The sequence below is a fragment of the Streptomyces sp. NPDC030991 genome, from assembly GCF_055571235.1.
In genome coordinates this window covers 275770-293280 of sequence record NZ_JBVIFR010000009.1, presented here as the reverse complement: position 1 = coordinate 293280, position 17511 = coordinate 275770, and the positions used below count along the sequence as shown (strand labels likewise).

Genomic DNA, 17511 nt, shown 5'->3' with positions numbered 1-17511 from the left:
GCCGACCCGCTGAGCGGCGCGTGGTCAGACCTGTCCGAGGTCGATCTCCACCAGGAAGGGGGCCGCTACCTTGAGGGCGCCGGTGAACACGTCTCCGTCCCGGTAGGTCTTCGTCGCGGGGTCGAGAACGTAGGTGTACACGAGAGGGACGCCTGTAGCGGCCTGCTCGATCCGCCAGTAGAAGCCGATGCCCGCCTTGGCGTATTGGTCGACCTTCACGATTCGGTCGGTGGTCTCCGAGCCGGGCGACACCACCTCCGCGACCAGCAGCACGTGCTCAGGGCGGGTGGGGGTGATGTCGATCGTGTCTGCGCGGTACACGACGACGTCCGGACGGCGATTGGTGAGCGGGACGTCCTGAAGCCGGACGTCGAAGTCAGTGTCGGCGTTCCACTCCGGGCCCGCGGCGACATCCAGGGCGTTCGCCAGAATCCGGGCCAGCCGGTTGTGCCGCTTGGAGGCACTCGGACTCACGACGACCATCCCGTCCACGACTTCGATACCGGCGCACTGCTCCTCGGACCAGGAGTCGTACTCCTGCGCCGTGATCTGCTCATGCATCCACGCCGGGGCTACCATCTCGGCCGTCATGAAGCACCTCCCGGACACTGTGCAGCGGGCCCGATCCCGCTGGATTCAGCGTACTGTCTGCCGCCCGTCCGGCACGCTGATCTCACTCCCGCCCCTCAGCATGCGCGTCTGGGAGGCGGCCATCCTGACCGCCCGCATGGTCCACGGACAGGCCGGCCACCTCCCGCCCCGGCTGCCTCGCCGGACGGGCCGGAGGCGCAGGCGCCGACAGCCGCGTGGTTGGCGCCGCTCTTCTCCGGCGTGGTCGAGCCCCCACCCGAGCTCGGCCCCTTGGTCGAAGCCCACCGAATCGCCCTCACATGCGCCCGGCCGATCTGTGTTTCTTGATATTTCCACATATGGCGAGTGAGGACTGCCTGCAAAGCCGCCAGGGTGGCCGTGTAAGAAGCTACGAGGCAAGGAAGTGCTCATGGAGTTCGTCTACCTCATCGGCGCGGCGTACGAGGCCCTCAAGGAGCGGCCTGAAGTATAGAGCTACACCCGTGTCAAGAACGAGGTAATCGAGATTTTCCAGTATCACCTTCATCGTGAGCCGAACGAGGCCAAGGGGCACCTGGGGCCGTACCTCATAGCTGCTCAGGTTTGGCAAGAATTCGCCATCCTCGTAAGTCAGGTGGTTGCGGTACAAGTCGTTCCAGTCGCCATGTGTCTCAACAGAGCCCATGCGGTAGCCAAGGTAAACGCTGGGGCCTAGCAGCTTGATGCGTTCTTCTGCCGAGGGATAGCCGATCTTCGCGCGACCTGGCAGCTTCGATACATCGTCGATGCCGGCCGCCATTGCTGTGGCAGCGATCGAGCGTTGTATCCGCTCTTCGATGGGCCATACCTCCCCATTGCGAGCCTTTACGTTCTTCCGGACATCCTGAAGGAGTTCGCGCTCAGCGATCAAGCTGTTCATGACGTACTGGTCGAAGCGGGCCCCCGAGCCGTCGTCGCCAACCAGGTAGACGAGCGTCGCAAGGGTCTCGATGGCGTCCCGATTTACGCTCAGCTGCTGGAATGTCTCCTTGTTGTGCAGCTCGCGAAGCGTCAGGCGTAGCAGCTTGCATACACGGACCACGAGTCCACGCAGAATCGCGTCATTCCGCTTCAATGGTGACGGTGACTTCAGAGCTGCCAAAATAGTTAGCCAGTGTGTCGCCTCGCGGAGGAGATAAAAAGCGGTTTCCATGTAAGGTGCTTCGCTGGTTGTCTTTTTCAACTCCTCAAAGTTTGGCTGGTAGGCAACGGGGAGCTGATCGTTGCTCATTTCTTCGTGAGTCATGGCGCGATTTTACTTCAGGGCGATTTTGAGGAACGCCTTTTTTTGTGCGTGGACTAGGCGGGGCCCTTTCGCCATGCCCCGATCGCAGCTATGGCTCGCTCTGTGTCGGCCAGCTCGTCCAGCACGGCATCGGCCCCCGCGGCCTGCAACTCGGCCTTCGACGTCTTGCCCGTGGCGACCGCCACCACCCGCACGCCAACGGCGCGCGCCCCATCCACATCGGCCGGAGTGTCGCCGAGGAAGACAGCATCGTCGGCAGGCGTCCGTGACCGGTCGAGGGCCACGCGCAGCAGTTCGGGGCGCTCCTCGCCATCTTCTCCGTATGCGCCGTCGGCCAGACGAAGGTAGGAGTCAAGGCCGAACACGGCGAGTTTCACCTCGGCTGCCTGCCGGACGTTGCCGGTCACCACTGACTGCTGCACGCCTCGTTCGTCGAGCGCTGCCAGAAGCGCGGCGGCCCCTGGCAAGGCGTGCCCGCGCTCGCGCAAATCGGCAGCCCTCCGCACGTGGACAGCACCGAGCGCGTCAGCGAACCGTCCGAAGAGTTTGTTGCTGAAACGAACGCCGTGCAGCCGAGCGGTCTCTCGCAGAATCACCCGCTCCGTCGACCCTGTCACCGACGCCTGCTCGCGTAGTTCGATGCCAGTGACCTCCTGGAACGCGGCGGCCCACAGCTCGCTGCCGAGTCCACGCGTAGCCATGAGCGTGTGATCGATGTCCCACAGCACCAGTTTCGGCACCGGCGCCCCCTCTCTCCAGAGAACAACGGGTCCCCGCGCATCCGGCACCCTACGCTCGGAATGAGCAGCGAGGAGCGGTGCATGGTCGCAGCAGGCCTCCCCATCGGGGATCGAATCCGGCACTACCGCGGAGGACGTCGGCAGGACGCCGTCGCTGGCCTGGCGGGTATCTCACCGGACTACCTGTCACAGATCGAGCGCGGGCTCAAGATGCCGTCGTTGCCCATCCTGTATGCCCTCGCGCAAGAGTTGGGGGTGCCAGCTGCCGCGCTGCTATCGGAGCAGGCGCCCGCCGAGAGGGACTGCGCGGACACCGCTGAGGCGGCAGTAGGTTGCGCGCTCCTCGGCTACGGTCCGGCTCTCAGCGCTACTCCTGCGACGGCGGCTGTGCTGCGAGACCGGGTGGAGGCGGCGTGGCAGAGCTGGCAAACCAGCGGGAACCGCTTCACCGAGGCGGCCGACAAGTTGCCAGCGCTCGTCGCCGACGTTGAGCACGCTGCCCGTGCGGTCCGGACTGGTACGGACGCAGCTGAGCGGCGGGCAGTCCTTCGGGCGGCTGCGGACCTCTACTGTCTGCTTCGCTCCTACCTACGGCGCACTGGCCGCTTGGACCTCGCGGCCCTCGCAGCTGACCGAGCAGTGCGAGCTGCCGAGGATGCGGACGACCCTCTGCGGATTGCCGCTGCCCAGTGGAATCTCGGGCACGTCCTGCTCGCCGCTGGCCAGCCAGGAGAGGCGGAGGAACTCGCGCTGCGATCGGCCGAGAAAGTCGCCAGTTCCACACTTTCGGATGCGGAGCGAGCGGCGATGGGGGGAGCGTTGCAACTCGTGGCAGTGGTCGGCGCCGCGCGCCGCCGACGATGGTGGGAGGCCCGGACCCGGTTGACCGAGCACGCGGCGCCAGCGGCACGCCTCGTCGACGACAGCAGTAACGTGGCGCGGACTGTGTTCGGCCCGACCAACGTCGCATTGCACGCGCTCTCCATCGACATGGAGGCAGGCGAGACCGGTGAGGCGCTGCACACGGCGGATGCCATCGACACAACCGGGTTGCCGAGCCTGGAACGAGAGTTCACGTTCGGACTGGAGGTCGCGGCCTGCCACTCCCAGCGCCGCGACGACGCGGCTGCGTTGCTCGCGCTCGTCGGCCTGGAGGCGCTCGCGCCCGAGGACCTGGCGCGCACTCCGCTCGCCCGTCAGCTGGTGCTCACGGTGATCCGCCGGGCGCGGGCGATGCATGCCCGGCAGGCTGAGCAACTCGCCATTCGAATGGGGCTCGTGTAGATCCGAGCGTGTGGCTCGCCCGAGCTGACAGCTCGGGTGGATCCGTCGTCACCTCCCTACGGTCGCGTGTGTGGCAGTGAGCATCGCGATGAAGAGAGGTCGACGTGACCGATCACAGAGTCCCCAAAGGGCCAACGCAACTGGTGGAGTCTGCGGCAAATTTGGCGTACCGGGCACTCTTGGATCACGCCACGAAATGCACGCGCTGTGAGGCGAACTGGCGCACGTGCCCCACACGCAAGGCACTCTCCGAGACGCTGCGCAGGGTGCGCCGGTGATCTGCTGGCGGTGCAGTAGGCCCATCCACGAGGGCGAGGCCTTCGAGAGTTACGCGAGGGTCAGCATGTCTGCCCAGGGCGCGCTGATCCACATGCACCAGCGGTGTCCCGTGCTCGCCCACCTGTGGACACTGCTGCGGCGCCGCTCTCGTTGAAATCTCCTGTCTCCCGCCGCCGGTTTTTTGCTGTGGCCGGCTGCGGGACAGCGGTCCGCGATTTGCCCGCGGCCGCGCCCGGCTCGGTACCTCGGCAGGCCCCGAGCCGGAAGGAGGCGACCCCGCGACCTGTCCCGCGGGGTCGCCTCGCAGGCTCCCGTATCCCCCGGTGCGGGCGGGTGGGCGGCGGCATACTGCGCAAGGGGCGCCGCCGCCCACCCATACCCAGAGATCACACGTGCGTAGGCACTTCACACGGGGCGCGAACGGAACGTGTGTACTCGTGCCAGCTACAGGCTTTCGCTCCGTGGATATATGCGTGAGGATGCAGGACAGTGGTCACTTCCAGCCGTCGACCCGGACTCCGCCGACGGCTGGAGCACTCAATTCAGGAGGTCCGTGATGTGGCAGCGCAGCGCCTGGGAGATCAAGAGCAGGTCCGAGAACTGCGGATCGCGCGAGCCTGCCTCGTACCGCTGGATACTGCGGCGCTCCAGGCCCGCCCGGTCACCCAGTTCCTCCTGAGAGAGGTCTGCGGCGACCCGTAGCTGCGCGATCTGATGGCCGAGTTCCCGGCTACGGGTGAGGACCCAGTCAGGTCGGGGCGTTCGGCGAGCGGGCACCCGGTAAAGCCAAGAACCCGAATGATCTTGTGTCAGTACCCAACTGGTCGCTAGTTCTCGCCCGGTTCTGGCCAGGGGTGGGTATCCACCTCTGCGGCATATGCCACGCGTCGCAGGGGTAGCTGTAGGGTGAAGTATTCGAACGTCCGTTCGCTCGAAAGGTGAACATCCCGCTTGACCTGCATTCGTTGGGCAGGGTGGGAAGTCGTAAGCGGTGAACAACCCCAAGATCGTGCGTCGGCGGGGCCGAGGACTGGCCCCCTGGTTCCCGGCGTCGCACACAAGTCCGGCCCCCCTCCGACACTGAGGGGGGCCGGACGCTTGTGTGCTGCGACCTGCACGGATGGCGTGATCCTTTAGGGGTTATTTAGGGGCCGCGCTCCGGTACTAAGGGTGTATTGGGACTGCGCAACTCTGTACCGGGACCGTACTCGGGACTGAGACAGAAACGCCCCGGACCCCGCTTGACCTGCGGTTTCCGGGGCATCTGCCCTGATCAAAAGCGTGCCCCCGGCAGGATTCGAACCTGCGACACCCGCTTTAGGAGTTCGATCCGTGCCCGGCGTGGTGGGGAGTCACCTCGCGCACAGGCGCCGAACATGGCCGCCTATTGTCGCCGCCGTCCGTGCTCGTTGATGTCAACGTTGGATGTCAGTGAAACATCCCGTGGCGCGGCAGGGCAGGCAACTTAAACTTACCGTTGCTGTCACCCCCATTGTGCAGCTCGGATCCAGCCAGCCGCTGATGTCCACATGATCGTCGGACTGTCGCTTGCCGTCGTCGATAGCCATACTCCGTCGATGCCCGGCGGCAACGTGGGTGCGACAACTGGGAGCGCTCCTTCTTGGCTCAGCGGGACCGCTTCCATGTACTCCCAGCCGTAGATCAGGAAGGCGTGGCGTTCGTCAGCGTTCGCTGCTGTCAACTGCTTGCGCAATTTGGCCATAGCTGGGCTGCTCATCAGCTCACAGGCGGACGAAACAGCCTGGTCGATCTCCGGTACGCCCCCACCCCACGACGCCGGCATCACGTAGTAGCCCGGTGGATGCTTCTCCGTCGGCGGGACGCAGAACACCGCATCGATGCCGAGTTGCTCAAATTCCAAGAGCAGCTCCAAATCGTGCTGCCAAGAGTGGTGCGCCGTCAGTGGGGTGGCTCCACGTATCTCCAGCTCAACGAGGAGTGACGGAACCCGCGCCAGAGCACGCTGCCACTTCTTCTCTTGGGCTAGGTGAACGGTCCACGAGTATCTGAGGTCCGATCGATGCGTGTACCCCAGTTGGCTCGACTTAGCGTCGGCAGCACGGTGCTTCGGATCCACGACGAGCTTGACCTCGACGGCAATGGTCCGTCCTTCGTAGGTCAGCAACAAGTCGTGCGCTCCCTGGCGGCCGTCGGTGTCATTCATCTCGACCGGCACACCCAAGGTGCGGCTGATGCACCGACTGGCGATCTGCGCGGCGATGTCCGTCTTCTGCCCTGGCATGACAAGACGGTACGAAAGACTCTGCCCCGAGTGCATCAGGTTTGTGGTCAGTCATTGGCTCAGCAGACGACGCATATGAGCTGGTGAGAAACACCCCATCTTGCCTGACGGCCACCCCTCGACGGAAACCAGTCTCATCGGGGAGCTGTGACCTGGCGGTTCACTATTCCTGCTCATAGCTGATCTGCCACCGATTGTCGCCGTTGGTCGCCGCCGAGCAGCCTCGCACGGCCCAGGGACGGCCCAGAGGTGGTCACCCGAGCGACGTCCCCGACTCGTGCAGCCGAACTCTTACCTGGCGGTTGTGCTCAGCGTGCCCGATGACCTCGCCGCGGACGCGGGCTCCGAGAACTGGCAGTCCCGTCCCCTCGGGCATGGCAATGATCTCGGCCAGCGCCACGGCGCCCGGAAGTCCATCGACCCGGATGAAGACGCCGAAGGGCTGGCGTCCGATCACCTCTCCGGTGACGGTGGCTTCCAAGGGGAGGGCTGCAAGCGTTGCAGTCCAGACTTCCTCTGGCGATTGCCCAGGCACGTTGGGGCGGCGCGTTGGCATTGAGTACTCATCCATCGGCAGATCATGACTTGCCAAGAAGCGCGCGACCACTGCGTTGTAAGGGCGGACGTGACCTGTGAGGGAGGTCCGCAGGTCACTCCGGCTGTCGTTGCCGCCCAGGTGAACGGCGCAATCTCGACTGGCTGAGCCGTCGTTGACCGTGGTTGACCGCACGATGTGGCACGACTGTGGCACAGGACCCCTTGACCCGGAGCCACCCAGATTCGAGCTGCGTCTTGGCCATTGTTGAAGTTGATCTCCATCAGGACCAACGCCTCGGTCTCGCACGAGGGCTCAGGGCGCTCGGCCAAGGAGTCGGCGGTTCAACCAAACGACTACCCCAATGGGTACGGGAACCTTACAGTGAGCGAGTGCTGAAGAAACTTCGCCTTTCTCACTTCAAGGGCTTCGCAGAGTTCGAGATCAACTTTGGCCAGCAGGCAGTCCTTGTCGGTCCAAATAATGCCGGCAAGAGCACCATCATTTCTGCGCTACGTCTCGCAGCCGAAGAAGTTTCGTTTGCTCGGCGCAGAAATTGCCAAGACCGGTTCAATCTCGACAGCAACCGATGGGCTTTCGGGCATCACCTCTCTGCCGGAATTGGCAATCCGTCCGGATTTGTAGGTGAAAATATCCGGCACGAGTTCCGAGAGTCGGAAACACGACTCGAATTGACATTTGGCTCTGGCGCTACCCTGAAGTCCGTCTGGCCGGTAGAGGATCCCCCCTTCTTCTGTTTGATGAATGAAGATGGATCAATCGTCAGCACAAGTGCAGCCGCTCGGGCCGTAACGCCATCAATCGGCGTAGTTCCCACTCTGACACCCGTTCAGCATCGAGAACTCATCCTGACAGAAAGATATGTCAAAGAAAGTCAAACGACGCGCCTATCGAGCAGTCATTTCAGGAACCAGCTCTACTATCTCAAAAGGGAAGATGCTGACGCGTACTTCGATCTAGCATCATTCATTCTGGAAAATACGCCCGAAATCCAAGATCTTAGTATTGAGGCCAGTTCGACAGGTGACGCCGCTGAACTCGACCTGTACTTTACCGAGACTGCCACGAGGTCGGTTAAGGAACTCTTCTGGGCTGGTGATGGCCTTCAGATTTGGCTCCAGTTCCTGCTTCACCTGTTCCGCCATAGGGCCTCTAAAACACTCGTCCTAGACGAGCCAGATGTCTTCCTCCATCCAGATCTTCAGCGCAGACTAGTTAATGTGCTAGAGGAAAGAAGTCAGCAGTGGATTCTTGCCACGCATGCTCCCGAGATCCTCGCTGAGGCCAGACGGGACTCAGTCACTCTCGTGGACAGGACCCGCAGGCACGCGAGGCGCCTCCGCGACTCCAAGTCCCTCGATCAAGCTAGCCAGGCGCTGGGAACTGGATTCAACCTGGGCTTGGCTCGAGCACTGCGTTCCAGGGTGGCCCTCTTCGTTGAGGGGCAAGATATGAAGGTACTCAGAAATGTAGCGCGGAAAGTCGGCGCCAAGAGGCTCGCCGGAGAAAAAGGCGTTGCAGTCATCTCGCTAGGCGGATTCGATCAATGGGCCCAGGCCGGTTCCTTTTCGACCCTCAGTGAGAGTTTGCTCGGCGACTCAGTGAAGGTGTACGTCATCTTGGATCGAGACAATCGAACCGAAGGCCAGATGTTCGATGTATCCAATGTCCTCTCGCGCTCCGGGGTGCACTGCCACGTGTGGCGAAAGAAGGAACTTGAGAGCTATTTCCTGATCCCAAGCGCCATTTCCCGCCTGTCGGGTGGCGACGTGCCGGAAATCCAGAAGCTTCTGGACGACGCAATCGCCGAACAAAAGGTCGACGCGCAAGCTCAGTTTCTTTACCGTCGTCAAAGTGACCTCGTGAGCGCAAACTCTCATGCTATGGAAGTGACGCGCGCTGCGCTTCCGGAGTTTGAGACATGGTGGAACGACGGTGAAATGAGGGCAGGAATGGTGCCACCCAAGAAGGTGCTATCGTCACTCAATGGGAAATTGGCCATGAAGGGATACAAGGCCGTATCGGTACGTGCAATCTCAAACAGCATGAGAGCCGAGGAGGTTGTCCCCGAATTGCGAGACCTTCTACTGGAAATCGAATCAACCATTGCCGGATATTGAAAGCCCCAAGGCGCTAATTTCAATCGAAGGTCAGTGGGGACTCAACTGGCGAGGCAAGTCGAACAAAGCCTTGAAAACCGTCGTGGCAGCGATGTCACCGTGGGTTCAAATCCCACACCCACCGCAGGTGAACGGCCCCTGACCAGGCAACTCGGTCAGGGGCCGGTCTTATGTGCGCTGCCCGTCAACCACCGTGGTTCCCTGTCCGACACCGGTTGATCGGGCACGGGCGGGGCACAGAATGCGCCTTCTGATCCATCACTCGCCGGTCGGCACAGCTGGTGCTGCCTGGATGTCTGCCGCCACCGTCATCGTCAGTACGCTGCCGCGCAGCACTATGGCCCGGTAGTACTGACTCGCCTCATCGCCGCCAACATCCGAGGGCTGCCGTCCCATCAGGAATGCGGATGTTCGTCGGCATACCTCTACATATGTCTTATATGCATCGCGCACGTCACGGCTCGCGATAGTCATCACTGGTCCGATCCTTCGGATGATTCGTATTTGAGATGACTGGACGTCCGCCATCGCCTCCAGGAGCTGTGCGTCCGTGCCTCCGTTCTCGGCGTAGCTCACTAGCTGGGCCACCTTCATCTCGTGCTCATCCGCGTCTTTGAGCATCTCTGCGTACGCGGCTCTGCGTTCTTGGCGAAGCCAGTGCTCGTGCTGGTCTCGCGCCTGTCGCGCTGCGTGTTCCAAGGCCGCTCGGGCTGCACGCTCCGCGCCTTCGCGCGCGCCTCGAATGGCGGCGTATCCTCCCGCGAGTGCGCCACCAAGCGCACCGACCAGACCAACCATCGCGGCGATGATCCCGGCCCACCCTTGATCCATGGCTGAATCCTCCCCCTGCGCTCGCATCTGCGGTTCTTCCCCGACCACAGCCCTACCCCAGCTCCCATCCCGTCCGCCGTCGACCCACACACCGTGGAGCGGGCGTGGTTCATGGCGTCCAGGTGGAGCGCGCCACTGTACGAACGACCTGGACGCCATGGGCCGCGTCTGCTCGGCTCTGCCTGGGTCGACGGTGGACGGGATGGGAGCCCACCACGCTCGCCACGATGCGCCCGCGGCCGGGAACGGCGCCCCCTCCATCCCGGTGCCGGCCGATCCCCGCCGGAGGCATCGTCTGTGACCGTGAGCCGAAGCCGTCGGATACTCGACGTATGCCCCGGGCCTATCCACACGTGGGCGGGCGTCGGCGCAGCCGGGGCGGAGCGGGCCGAAGGCAGGAGCGGCGCCCCGAGCGGAGCCGGGAACCCGCCCGGCGGAGCGGAGCGCAGCCGGGTGCTTGAGTCTCTCGGTGTCACCGACATTCGCCGTTTCCTGACGCAGTTGGAGAACAGGACGACAGCTGCCACGGCCAAGGAGTCACACCGGGTGCTGCGGACTGCTCTGGCTGCTGCTTGCAGGGAAGAGCTGATCTCCCGCAATGTGGCGGGCCTCGTCGAGCCGCCCCGTGCCTCCTCGCGTGAGCTGACCCCTTGGACACTCGATGAGACGCTCGACTTCTTGGCCGCCTCACGGAAGGACCCGCTGTACGCGGCCTTCGTCCTTGCCATCGCCATGGGGTTGCGGCGGGGAGAAATCGTGGGTCTGCGCTGGGATGACGTGGACCTAGATCGGCGCGTCCTGTACGTCCGCCAACAGGTGCAGCGGCGGCGTGGGGTTCTGTACGACGACGAGACCAAGAACCGCCGTCGTCGTGCGCTCCCGCTCCCGGCCATGTGTATCGCGCCGCTGCGCTGGCACCGGATGCGGCAGGCAGCCGCCAAGCAGCGCGCGGGGGAGTCGTGGACCGAGGGCGGATACGTCTTCGCCACTCGGAACGGTCGCCCGGTGGAGCCGCGGAACGTGTACCGGTCGTTCACCCGCGTCGCCGAGTCCGCCGGCCTCCGCGTGATCCGGTTGCACGACGCCCGGCACGGGTGCGCCACGCTCCTCACCGCTGCCGGAATTGGCTCCCCGCGTGGTGATGGAGATCCTGGGGCACAGCCAGATCAGCATCACCATGGACGTGTACACACACGTCGTGCAGGACACCCAGCGCGAGGCCATCAGCCACATGGATCGCCTGCTCAAGAGGCGACCCGGTCGTGGGTGATCGCCCTCGGTGATCTCAGAAGTGGATGTCAAAGGCCCACCCTGAACGTTCAGGATGGGCCTTTTCCCTGGTGCCCCCGGCAGGATTCGAACCTGCGACACCCGCTTTAGGAGTTTTCCCTGGGCGGGGCTGTGACCTGCGAAAACTATCGACGAAGAACGGTTGGGCTGCGGAAACACGCTTTGCCGGTTCTCGCGTGTTCGCAGCGCTTCTCGGCCGCATATGTGCTGCATGTGTTCCGGAAGGCATCGGGGATCCGCACCCCGAAACACACCGGCCAGAGCCGCCGTTGTCGGCTTGTGCTTGGCCAACCGATCCGGTCGCTGCCGCGCGTGTGGCGCTTACGCTGTGGCCTCCGGTTCGCCGGCGTGATCCCGGTGATTAGGTGCGCGACCGTCTTGATCTTGTCGCGGATGGGATATGCAGCCTCGACGCCCTGGCCGGCGGAGTCGTCCAGCTTCCAGTCAGGTAGCGCTTGCTGGTGAAGGTGTTGCCGCAACCCATCGTGATGCACACGTCGGATTCCTTCACCGCGTCAACGGTGAGGATCATGATTGGTGGCCTCCGCGTGACCGCCGCTCCATCTAGCGGTGGTCGCCTTCGCCTGACACGTCGCGCGTGGTCCTCAGGGCCGAGGGCGCACACCGTCGTCACACCCCGGACAGTCCTCGGTGTCGAGGGCCTGGGCAGTCCGGCAGTGGTTGCAACTCCAGTGCGTCGGGGCGGGCGTGGCTTGATGCGCGTCCTTCGGACGGACCGACAGGTCGGCGTCCCGGCGCAGCGCCTCCACGATCGAACCGTTGGGGTCGAGGCGCGGTACGGCAGAGATCAGTATTCTCGCCGCCACTCGGTGGTCTGCCGACTCCGAGGAAGCAGCCCGTGCCAGGAGCGAAGGGCGCCGATCGCCTGAGGTCATGATGGCGACGGCGTGGAATAGGGCCGCCCGGTGGCGAGGCCAACGGGTCATGTCCCTGTCGAACAGCTCCTGACCGTCCCACGGAACGCGACCTCCCTCAAGGTTGATCAGCACGTTCGCCGCCGACCACGCCATCCACGAGGAGTCCGCTTCCAGGCACGCCAGCAACGCCGTCTGCTGGGCGTCCGTGAGGACCTGCCCGACGCCGGGGATGGGCGAGGGCTTGACCAGCGGCCGTGTGCCCGCGACGAGCCATTCGTCCAGCAGGGCATCGGGCGCGGTGATCTGCTGGAGGTGACGAGCCTGGGTGGCCACGGCCGCCTTGTCGATGCCGTACGCGTCGGCCATCGCGTCGAGCCACGCCCGGCGTTCCGCCGCGCTGTCGTGGGCGAGGGCGCGGTCGATCTCGTTCGCTGGGGAATCGGAGTATCCGGTCACCGCGAGAAGGTCGCCGAGGGCGGTGAGCGACCAGAAGTCCCCGCCTGTGGACTCCGAGCACGGGCCGTGGAGTGACACGAGGTCCGAGAGGAGAGCCGCTCTGTCGTCCCGGGCGCCGGATGCCCAGTCTCGCAGCTGGGCGGCGATGTTCCCCCAACGCCGACTCGTGTCGAATCCCGCGCGTGCGAGTACGGCGTAGATCCTCTCGGCGACGTACCCAGGCGTGTGCATCGCGAGGGCGAACACGTGCTCGCCCGCGTCGTCGGCAAGCTCTCCCAGGTGCTCGCCCGCGCCTAGGGCGACCTGCTCAAGCCCTGGTGTGAGGCGGCTGCCACCGACCATCTCCCAACTGCGCCGCCCTTTCTGCACCATCTCGGAGTCCTGCGGCAGGGGAAGCGCCAGCACCGCGCGGAGCGCGTCGATCTCAGCTTCGCCCAAGGGGGCTGCGTCCGTGCGGGCGTCCGTCAGCGCACAGAGGGCCCGGGCGATCGACTCGGCGGTGTCATCGAGCTCGGACAGTTCCACAAGGTCCGCCCGCCGACGCCGCGATGTCGAGGGCAGGGCCAGCAGACACGCGGCCTCCACGAAGGGCCAGGGCCCCGCATCACGCGTCTTGTCCCACAGCGCCGGGAAGAACTCCGGGGGTCTGCCAGGGCCACGCGGGAGTACCGGCTCGCCCGCAAGCGCGCCGAGAGCACCGTCCGTGAGCTGGCCCAGGGCCCGTTCCAGTTCGCCGTCGGAAAGAGTCACGACACCGCGCGCCGCGAGGTCAGCCACCATGAGAGTGGCCTCCCGCTGTGTCTCGCCGACGTCGAGCAGAGCCTCAGCCGTACGGGAATCGAGTCCGGCGGCGAGTGCGATAGCTCCGTCGGAGTCCGTGTGGACGAGGGCGTGGCGCAGCCAGTCCCTCAGTTCCTCGGCCCCGCACGACCGTGCCCACATGGCCGTTGCGATCTCAGCGAAGACCTTGCTGCGGGCGGTGAGTTCGCCCGCGCCGTTCACCACGAACACGGCGACGTGCTCGTCCCAGAACCGGAGCACGTGGTCCGCCACCTCGCCGGCTGCGGCGGGCGGCATGGCCCATCCCAGCGGGTCCCGTAGCATGCCGGTCAGTGACTCGAGGGCGCGTCCCGCTGGAGGGGTCGCCTCGCCGTCGAGGAGTCGTCCGAGCGTGACGAACCCGTCGAGGAGCATGCCCGTCGTCAGGGCGGGTGCCCAGGGCCGGGCCGGGTCGAGTGTCCCCCGTAGCCGCTCCCACCGGTGCACGGACTGTTCCACCGCACGGTGCAACAACGCCGCACGCCCTTTGGGGAGGTCAGCATCCGGTGCGTTCGCGCAGACGAGGGCGAGCAGAGCGGCGAGCAGCGGCACCGCGAGCAGATCCGCGTGCTCCTTCTTCGCATCCTTGATCCATGCGCGTCGCGTTGCCAGGAAAACCGCTCGGTCCGGCCTGGGAATCCGTGCTTCGGCACAGGCGACGAGGATGCTGTCCACCGTTGCGTCGAGATCCTGTGGAGGCGCGAGCTCGACCCGGGGCAGGCCGAGCCGGGCCGCGGCCCCTTGCGCGTTCGTCCGTGTTGTGACCACGAACCCGCAGGCGGGGGGCAGAGACGCTCGAATCTCTTCGAGTTGTTGCGCGACCCACGGCGCGCGCGCCCCGCATTCGTCTAGCCCGTCGCAGAGGAGGAGCCCGCGCCCTTGGCCGATTTCCTCATGGAGGTACGCGGCGAGCGGTCCCCGGTCCGCGTCCGGCACGGTGTCCGCCACAGCATCATCGACCAGGCCGTCGAGGGTTAGGCGTCCCGGCTGTCCCTTCAGCAGACGCGGCAGCGACACGGGGATCGGCGCGGGGGCGTCGGCGTGGCTGGCACAGTGGGCTGCGATCTCGCGTACCGCCACCGACTTGCCTGAGCCCGGTTGCCCCACGATGAGCATGCGGCGCCAGCGCCTCAGGTATTGGAGGAGGAAGGAGGAGGTGCGCTCGCCCTCCACGTCGATCCGGAGGCCGCCGATGAGGTCGTCGACGACGAGGGGCGGGAGGTCATCGGCGAGCAGGCTGAGGTCGATCCGTCCGGCCTCCGCTGTAAGCCGGGTGCGATACGAGTCGACGGCGTTCCGACGGGAGGCCAGACGCATCGCCACCGGACCCCCCTGGTCCGGGAGCACGGTCACCCCCGAGGCGGTCAGGGCGGCGACCCAGTCCTCGACGGAACTCCCGAGCGCTGCGCCCGCTTGCCGGTGGAAGAGGTCGGTCAGGGTACTCACGGCACGGTGTCCCTGTGTGTCCGCGACGACGAAGTCCATCAGGGCCGCTAGGAGGTCCCGGTGCGGTGCCGGTCCGGTCGAGCCGGGCAGATGGAGGACACGCGCCCGGTCAAGGACAAGCCTGCGGACCTGCGACGGAAGCCGGTCGATGAGGAGGGCGAGGGCCCTGGACTCGTCGCCAGTCTCCATGGGCAGGCCCGCACGGTGGCGTCGCAGAGCCCGGTCGAGGTGCTTTACCGGCCCGATGAGTTCCTCGCCGGCGATAACCAGAAGATCGTCGGGACCGAGCGTCGGAACTTGTTCCACCCACCCTGTCAGCGTCTCTTCTATCGGACGGCCTCGGTCGATCTTCCGCTTCGCGGATACGTAGGCGTGGCGTCCGTCGGAGAAGGTGACACGGATGTCGTCGGTTGGGTCGCTGGTTTCGAAATCCAGCCGGACGGGCCACACTCCTGCGGGCACGTCCAGCCCCGACACCGTGCGGCCACGGAGCCCGTGCACTGCCAAGTGCGCGGCCAGCTCGCACCGAAAGACACTGCCGACTTCCCCAGCCTGCCCCGCCCTGCTCACACCGACCGCACTCCGCCCGACCGACCCACACCGCTTGCTCCTGACCTCTGGCGGAGCACCGCCCCATGGTAAGACGTCACACCGAGAGGCGGGGCAAGACAAGGGCGGTTCGGGTTCGGGCGCTTGAACCCTCGTGGTCTCCGTCCTGGAAAAGTCCGGGCGCGAGCAGCGTCCGTCCGGACCGGCACCGTGACGCACGAGCCATGGCCAGCGTTCCGCAGCCTGGGCTCCTGCCCGCCGTCTACCGTGCCTGGCCGGGCATCAGCACGAAACACATCGGAGCTTCCATCAGAACCGGGGCGGTTCACCCTGCTGGTGGCGGAGAGCTGTCTTGCCACTTGTGCAGCGAATGGGAGTGGGAGGGGGCTGACCTGTGGTTTCGCAGGGAAATGTGCGTTGACCTGGGGAAACTGCTCTCCGTAGTTCTCACGGGTCAACACCGTTTCCCAGGCTCATGTGCCCTGGATGTGCCCTCGTGGATCGGCTGGGATCAGGGCCACATGCCCCGAGCGGTGATGGCGGCAACCGCAAGGAGCGCGATCGAGATCGTCCATACGACCGCTGCTCGCGGAAAGGGCTGCTCCGGGCCGCTAGCAATCTCTGCTCGTGCTGATCCGCGTTGGTGCGCGACGGCGACGGGTGCAGTGACAGTCACCGAGGAGTTGTCGCCTGTCACGATGTTGATGTTCTGGAGGGCCTGTGCAACCTGGGTAGGAGTCGGGTCCTGCTGACCATGCGACATTGAGGCCCGCAGTTCCCCGACCAGTTGGACGAGCCGGGTGCGAACCTGATCGAGAACGCCTTCCAATGCCGACGGATGTACAGCCCAATACAACCTGAACACCTGCCTGGGGGAGTTCTCGTTCATGAACACGGCCAGATCGGCAGCCATTGCCGGACTGAGCCGTACGATCTCCCCTGGATTTCTGGCAAGGAGCGACTCGATCTGTCCGACGCCCTGTCCGAACCGGATTTCGTCGCCCAGGCTGTCACGGGCGAAGTCCGGGAGGTCGAACATGCTGACCGGCTGCTCCCGGAACTTGTACATCCCGGCAAGGCCGTCCATGACCAGAGGCGCTGTGATGCGCCGATACTCGGGAATCGGAACGTCGGTGCCCTCGTAGCCTTGGAGTTCACGTAGCGCCCAGGCCCTCAGTGGCTCGGAGTGGGCGTGCCCGCCCAGGGCGATCACCTGGCGCAGGGTCGGGGCGAGTGGACGTCTCTCGTCGAGGACGTCGTCCTCCAGCCGGTCGAGGCGGCTCCGGCGGAGTCTCACTTCACGACCACGGTGGCGATGACGCCGGCGACCGTACCTACTGCCGCGATGGCGCCCCAGATGACCGAGGTGCGGTGCCACCAGGGCTGGGGAGTCGTGGGCGCGGGCTCATTGACGTTGGCGCTCGCGGTGCCGCCGCGGTCCGCCTTCGCGTTCGGCGCGACGATGTTGAAGGTTGATCCGTCGCCTCCCGTGACGTTGAGGGCCTGCTGCGCGGCCGAGTCGATCTGGTCGGGGTTGGGGTTCTGCTGCCCGGGAGGCATGGCTGCCCTCACTTCCGCGACGAACTGGGTAAGACGGGTTCTGACGTGATCGAGGGTGCCCGCGATGCTGGCGAGGGAGATGTTCCAGTGCAAGGACGTGATGTGGGAGCCCTCGTTTCCCTGCTGGTGTTGCTCCCGTGTCATCAGCAGGACGTAGTCGGCCGAGCCGGGCGGGCTCAGGTGCAATGCTCTCTCACCGTGGGCGACGAGTGCTTCAAGTTCCCGGACTCCTTGCCGGATCGGTGCGCTCTCTCCGATGCCGCGATCACGAGCGTGCTCGGGAAGCTGGTTCGGGCTGATCCGTTGGGTGTTGCCTCGAATGATCTGACCCGGGAGGTAGAGATCGACCATGACTTCCAGCGCGGCCGGCACTTTCCGGTACGAGGGCAGCTCATCGGTCGGTGCGTACCCCTCCAGCTCTTTGAGCGCCCATGCGCGTAGATCCTCGTGGCGGGCGTAACCAGCGAGCATCAGGCAGCGCCGGAGGGCGGACGCGAGGGAGGCGGTCTCGTCCAGGACAGTGCGCTCAAGCTGTTCCAGCCCGCGGACGTCGGGTGTCGTCACGGCGTCCAGTCTGCACTGCCC

The 17511-nt window shown here is 65.2% G+C and carries 13 protein-coding genes and 2 pseudogenes; 4 read left to right on the top strand and 11 right to left on the bottom strand.

Annotated features, from left to right (window positions below; translation table 11 throughout):
• Positions 1-24 precede the first annotated feature (24 nt).
• The 3 genes from ACZ45E_RS19810 to ACZ45E_RS19800 form a co-directional block, all read right to left on the bottom strand.
• A complete protein-coding gene (locus ACZ45E_RS19810) occupies positions 25-591 on the bottom strand; it encodes a Uma2 family endonuclease (protein WP_468222247.1) in 567 nt (188 codons plus the stop codon).
• 388 nt (positions 592-979) lie between these two features.
• Positions 980-1855 carry a DUF5677 domain-containing protein gene (locus tag ACZ45E_RS19805; RefSeq protein ID WP_468222246.1) on the bottom strand — a complete coding sequence of 292 codons (876 nt, stop codon included), beginning with the start codon at positions 1853-1855 and terminating at the stop codon, positions 980-982.
• Positions 1856-1908: 53 nt separating this feature from the next.
• Complete coding sequence (locus ACZ45E_RS19800; protein ID WP_468222244.1) at positions 1909-2595, bottom strand: HAD family hydrolase; 687 nt, start codon at positions 2593-2595, stop codon at positions 1909-1911.
• 81 nt (positions 2596-2676) lie between these two features.
• Here ACZ45E_RS19800 and ACZ45E_RS19795 point away from each other — a divergent pair, with 81 nt between their 5' ends.
• Positions 2677-3879 (top strand): helix-turn-helix domain-containing protein, encoded by a 1203-nt coding sequence (locus ACZ45E_RS19795; protein WP_468222243.1) that lies wholly within the window; start codon positions 2677-2679, stop codon positions 3877-3879.
• 816 nt (positions 3880-4695) lie between these two features.
• Here the strand turns inward: ACZ45E_RS19795 and ACZ45E_RS19790 are convergent.
• The 3 genes from ACZ45E_RS19790 to ACZ45E_RS19780 all read right to left on the bottom strand — a co-directional run bounded on the left by ACZ45E_RS19790 (position 4696) and on the right by ACZ45E_RS19780 (position 6992).
• Positions 4696-4935, bottom strand: a complete 240-nt coding sequence (locus tag ACZ45E_RS19790; protein ID WP_468222242.1) for a helix-turn-helix transcriptional regulator — start codon at positions 4933-4935, stop codon at positions 4696-4698.
• Between the two features lie 706 nt (positions 4936-5641).
• The gene (locus ACZ45E_RS19785; RefSeq protein ID WP_468222240.1) at positions 5642-6421 is read right to left on the bottom strand and encodes a hypothetical protein; all 780 of its coding nucleotides are present in this window, start codon (positions 6419-6421) and stop codon (positions 5642-5644) included.
• 253 nt (positions 6422-6674) lie between these two features.
• Positions 6675-6992: a hypothetical protein gene (locus ACZ45E_RS19780; protein WP_468222239.1), complete on the bottom strand. Its 318-nt coding sequence runs from the start codon at positions 6990-6992 to the stop codon at positions 6675-6677.
• A gap of 356 nt (positions 6993-7348) precedes the next feature.
• Here ACZ45E_RS19780 and ACZ45E_RS19775 point away from each other — a divergent pair, with 356 nt between their 5' ends.
• Positions 7349-9097 (top strand): ATP-dependent nuclease, encoded by a 1749-nt coding sequence (locus tag ACZ45E_RS19775; RefSeq protein ID WP_468222238.1) that lies wholly within the window; start codon positions 7349-7351, stop codon positions 9095-9097.
• A gap of 258 nt (positions 9098-9355) precedes the next feature.
• Here ACZ45E_RS19775 and ACZ45E_RS19770 read toward each other — a convergent pair whose 3' ends face one another.
• Positions 9356-9691, bottom strand: a complete 336-nt coding sequence (locus ACZ45E_RS19770) for a hypothetical protein (protein ID WP_468222236.1) — start codon at positions 9689-9691, stop codon at positions 9356-9358.
• Between the two features lie 3 nt (positions 9692-9694).
• Here ACZ45E_RS19770 and ACZ45E_RS19765 point away from each other — a divergent pair, with 3 nt between their 5' ends.
• Together ACZ45E_RS19765 and ACZ45E_RS19760 are read left to right on the top strand one after the other, a co-directional pair.
• Entirely contained in the window at positions 9695-9934 is a 240-nt protein-coding gene (locus ACZ45E_RS19765) for a hypothetical protein (protein WP_468222235.1), read from the top strand.
• 441 nt (positions 9935-10375) lie between these two features.
• A pseudogene (locus tag ACZ45E_RS19760) lies at positions 10376-11198 on the top strand (tyrosine-type recombinase/integrase); the annotation flags it as partial.
• A gap of 341 nt (positions 11199-11539) precedes the next feature.
• Here ACZ45E_RS19760 and ACZ45E_RS19755 read toward each other — a convergent pair.
• The 4 genes and pseudogenes from ACZ45E_RS19755 to ACZ45E_RS19740 form a co-directional block, all read right to left on the bottom strand.
• Positions 11540-11747, bottom strand: a pseudogene (locus ACZ45E_RS19755) (phosphotyrosine protein phosphatase); the annotation flags it as partial.
• A 76-nt stretch (positions 11748-11823) separates the two neighbouring features.
• Entirely contained in the window at positions 11824-15279 is a 3456-nt protein-coding gene (locus tag ACZ45E_RS19750) for an NACHT domain-containing protein (RefSeq protein ID WP_468222234.1), read from the bottom strand.
• Positions 15280-15877: 598 nt separating this feature from the next.
• Positions 15878-16663, bottom strand: a complete 786-nt coding sequence (locus ACZ45E_RS19745; protein WP_329410967.1) for an AbiTii domain-containing protein — start codon at positions 16661-16663, stop codon at positions 15878-15880.
• Complete coding sequence (locus ACZ45E_RS19740) at positions 16660-17490, bottom strand: AbiTii domain-containing protein (RefSeq protein WP_329410964.1); 831 nt, start codon at positions 17488-17490, stop codon at positions 16660-16662. Before ACZ45E_RS19740 ends, ACZ45E_RS19745 begins: the two co-directional genes overlap by 4 nt.
• Between the last annotated feature and the right edge of the window lie 21 nt (positions 17491-17511).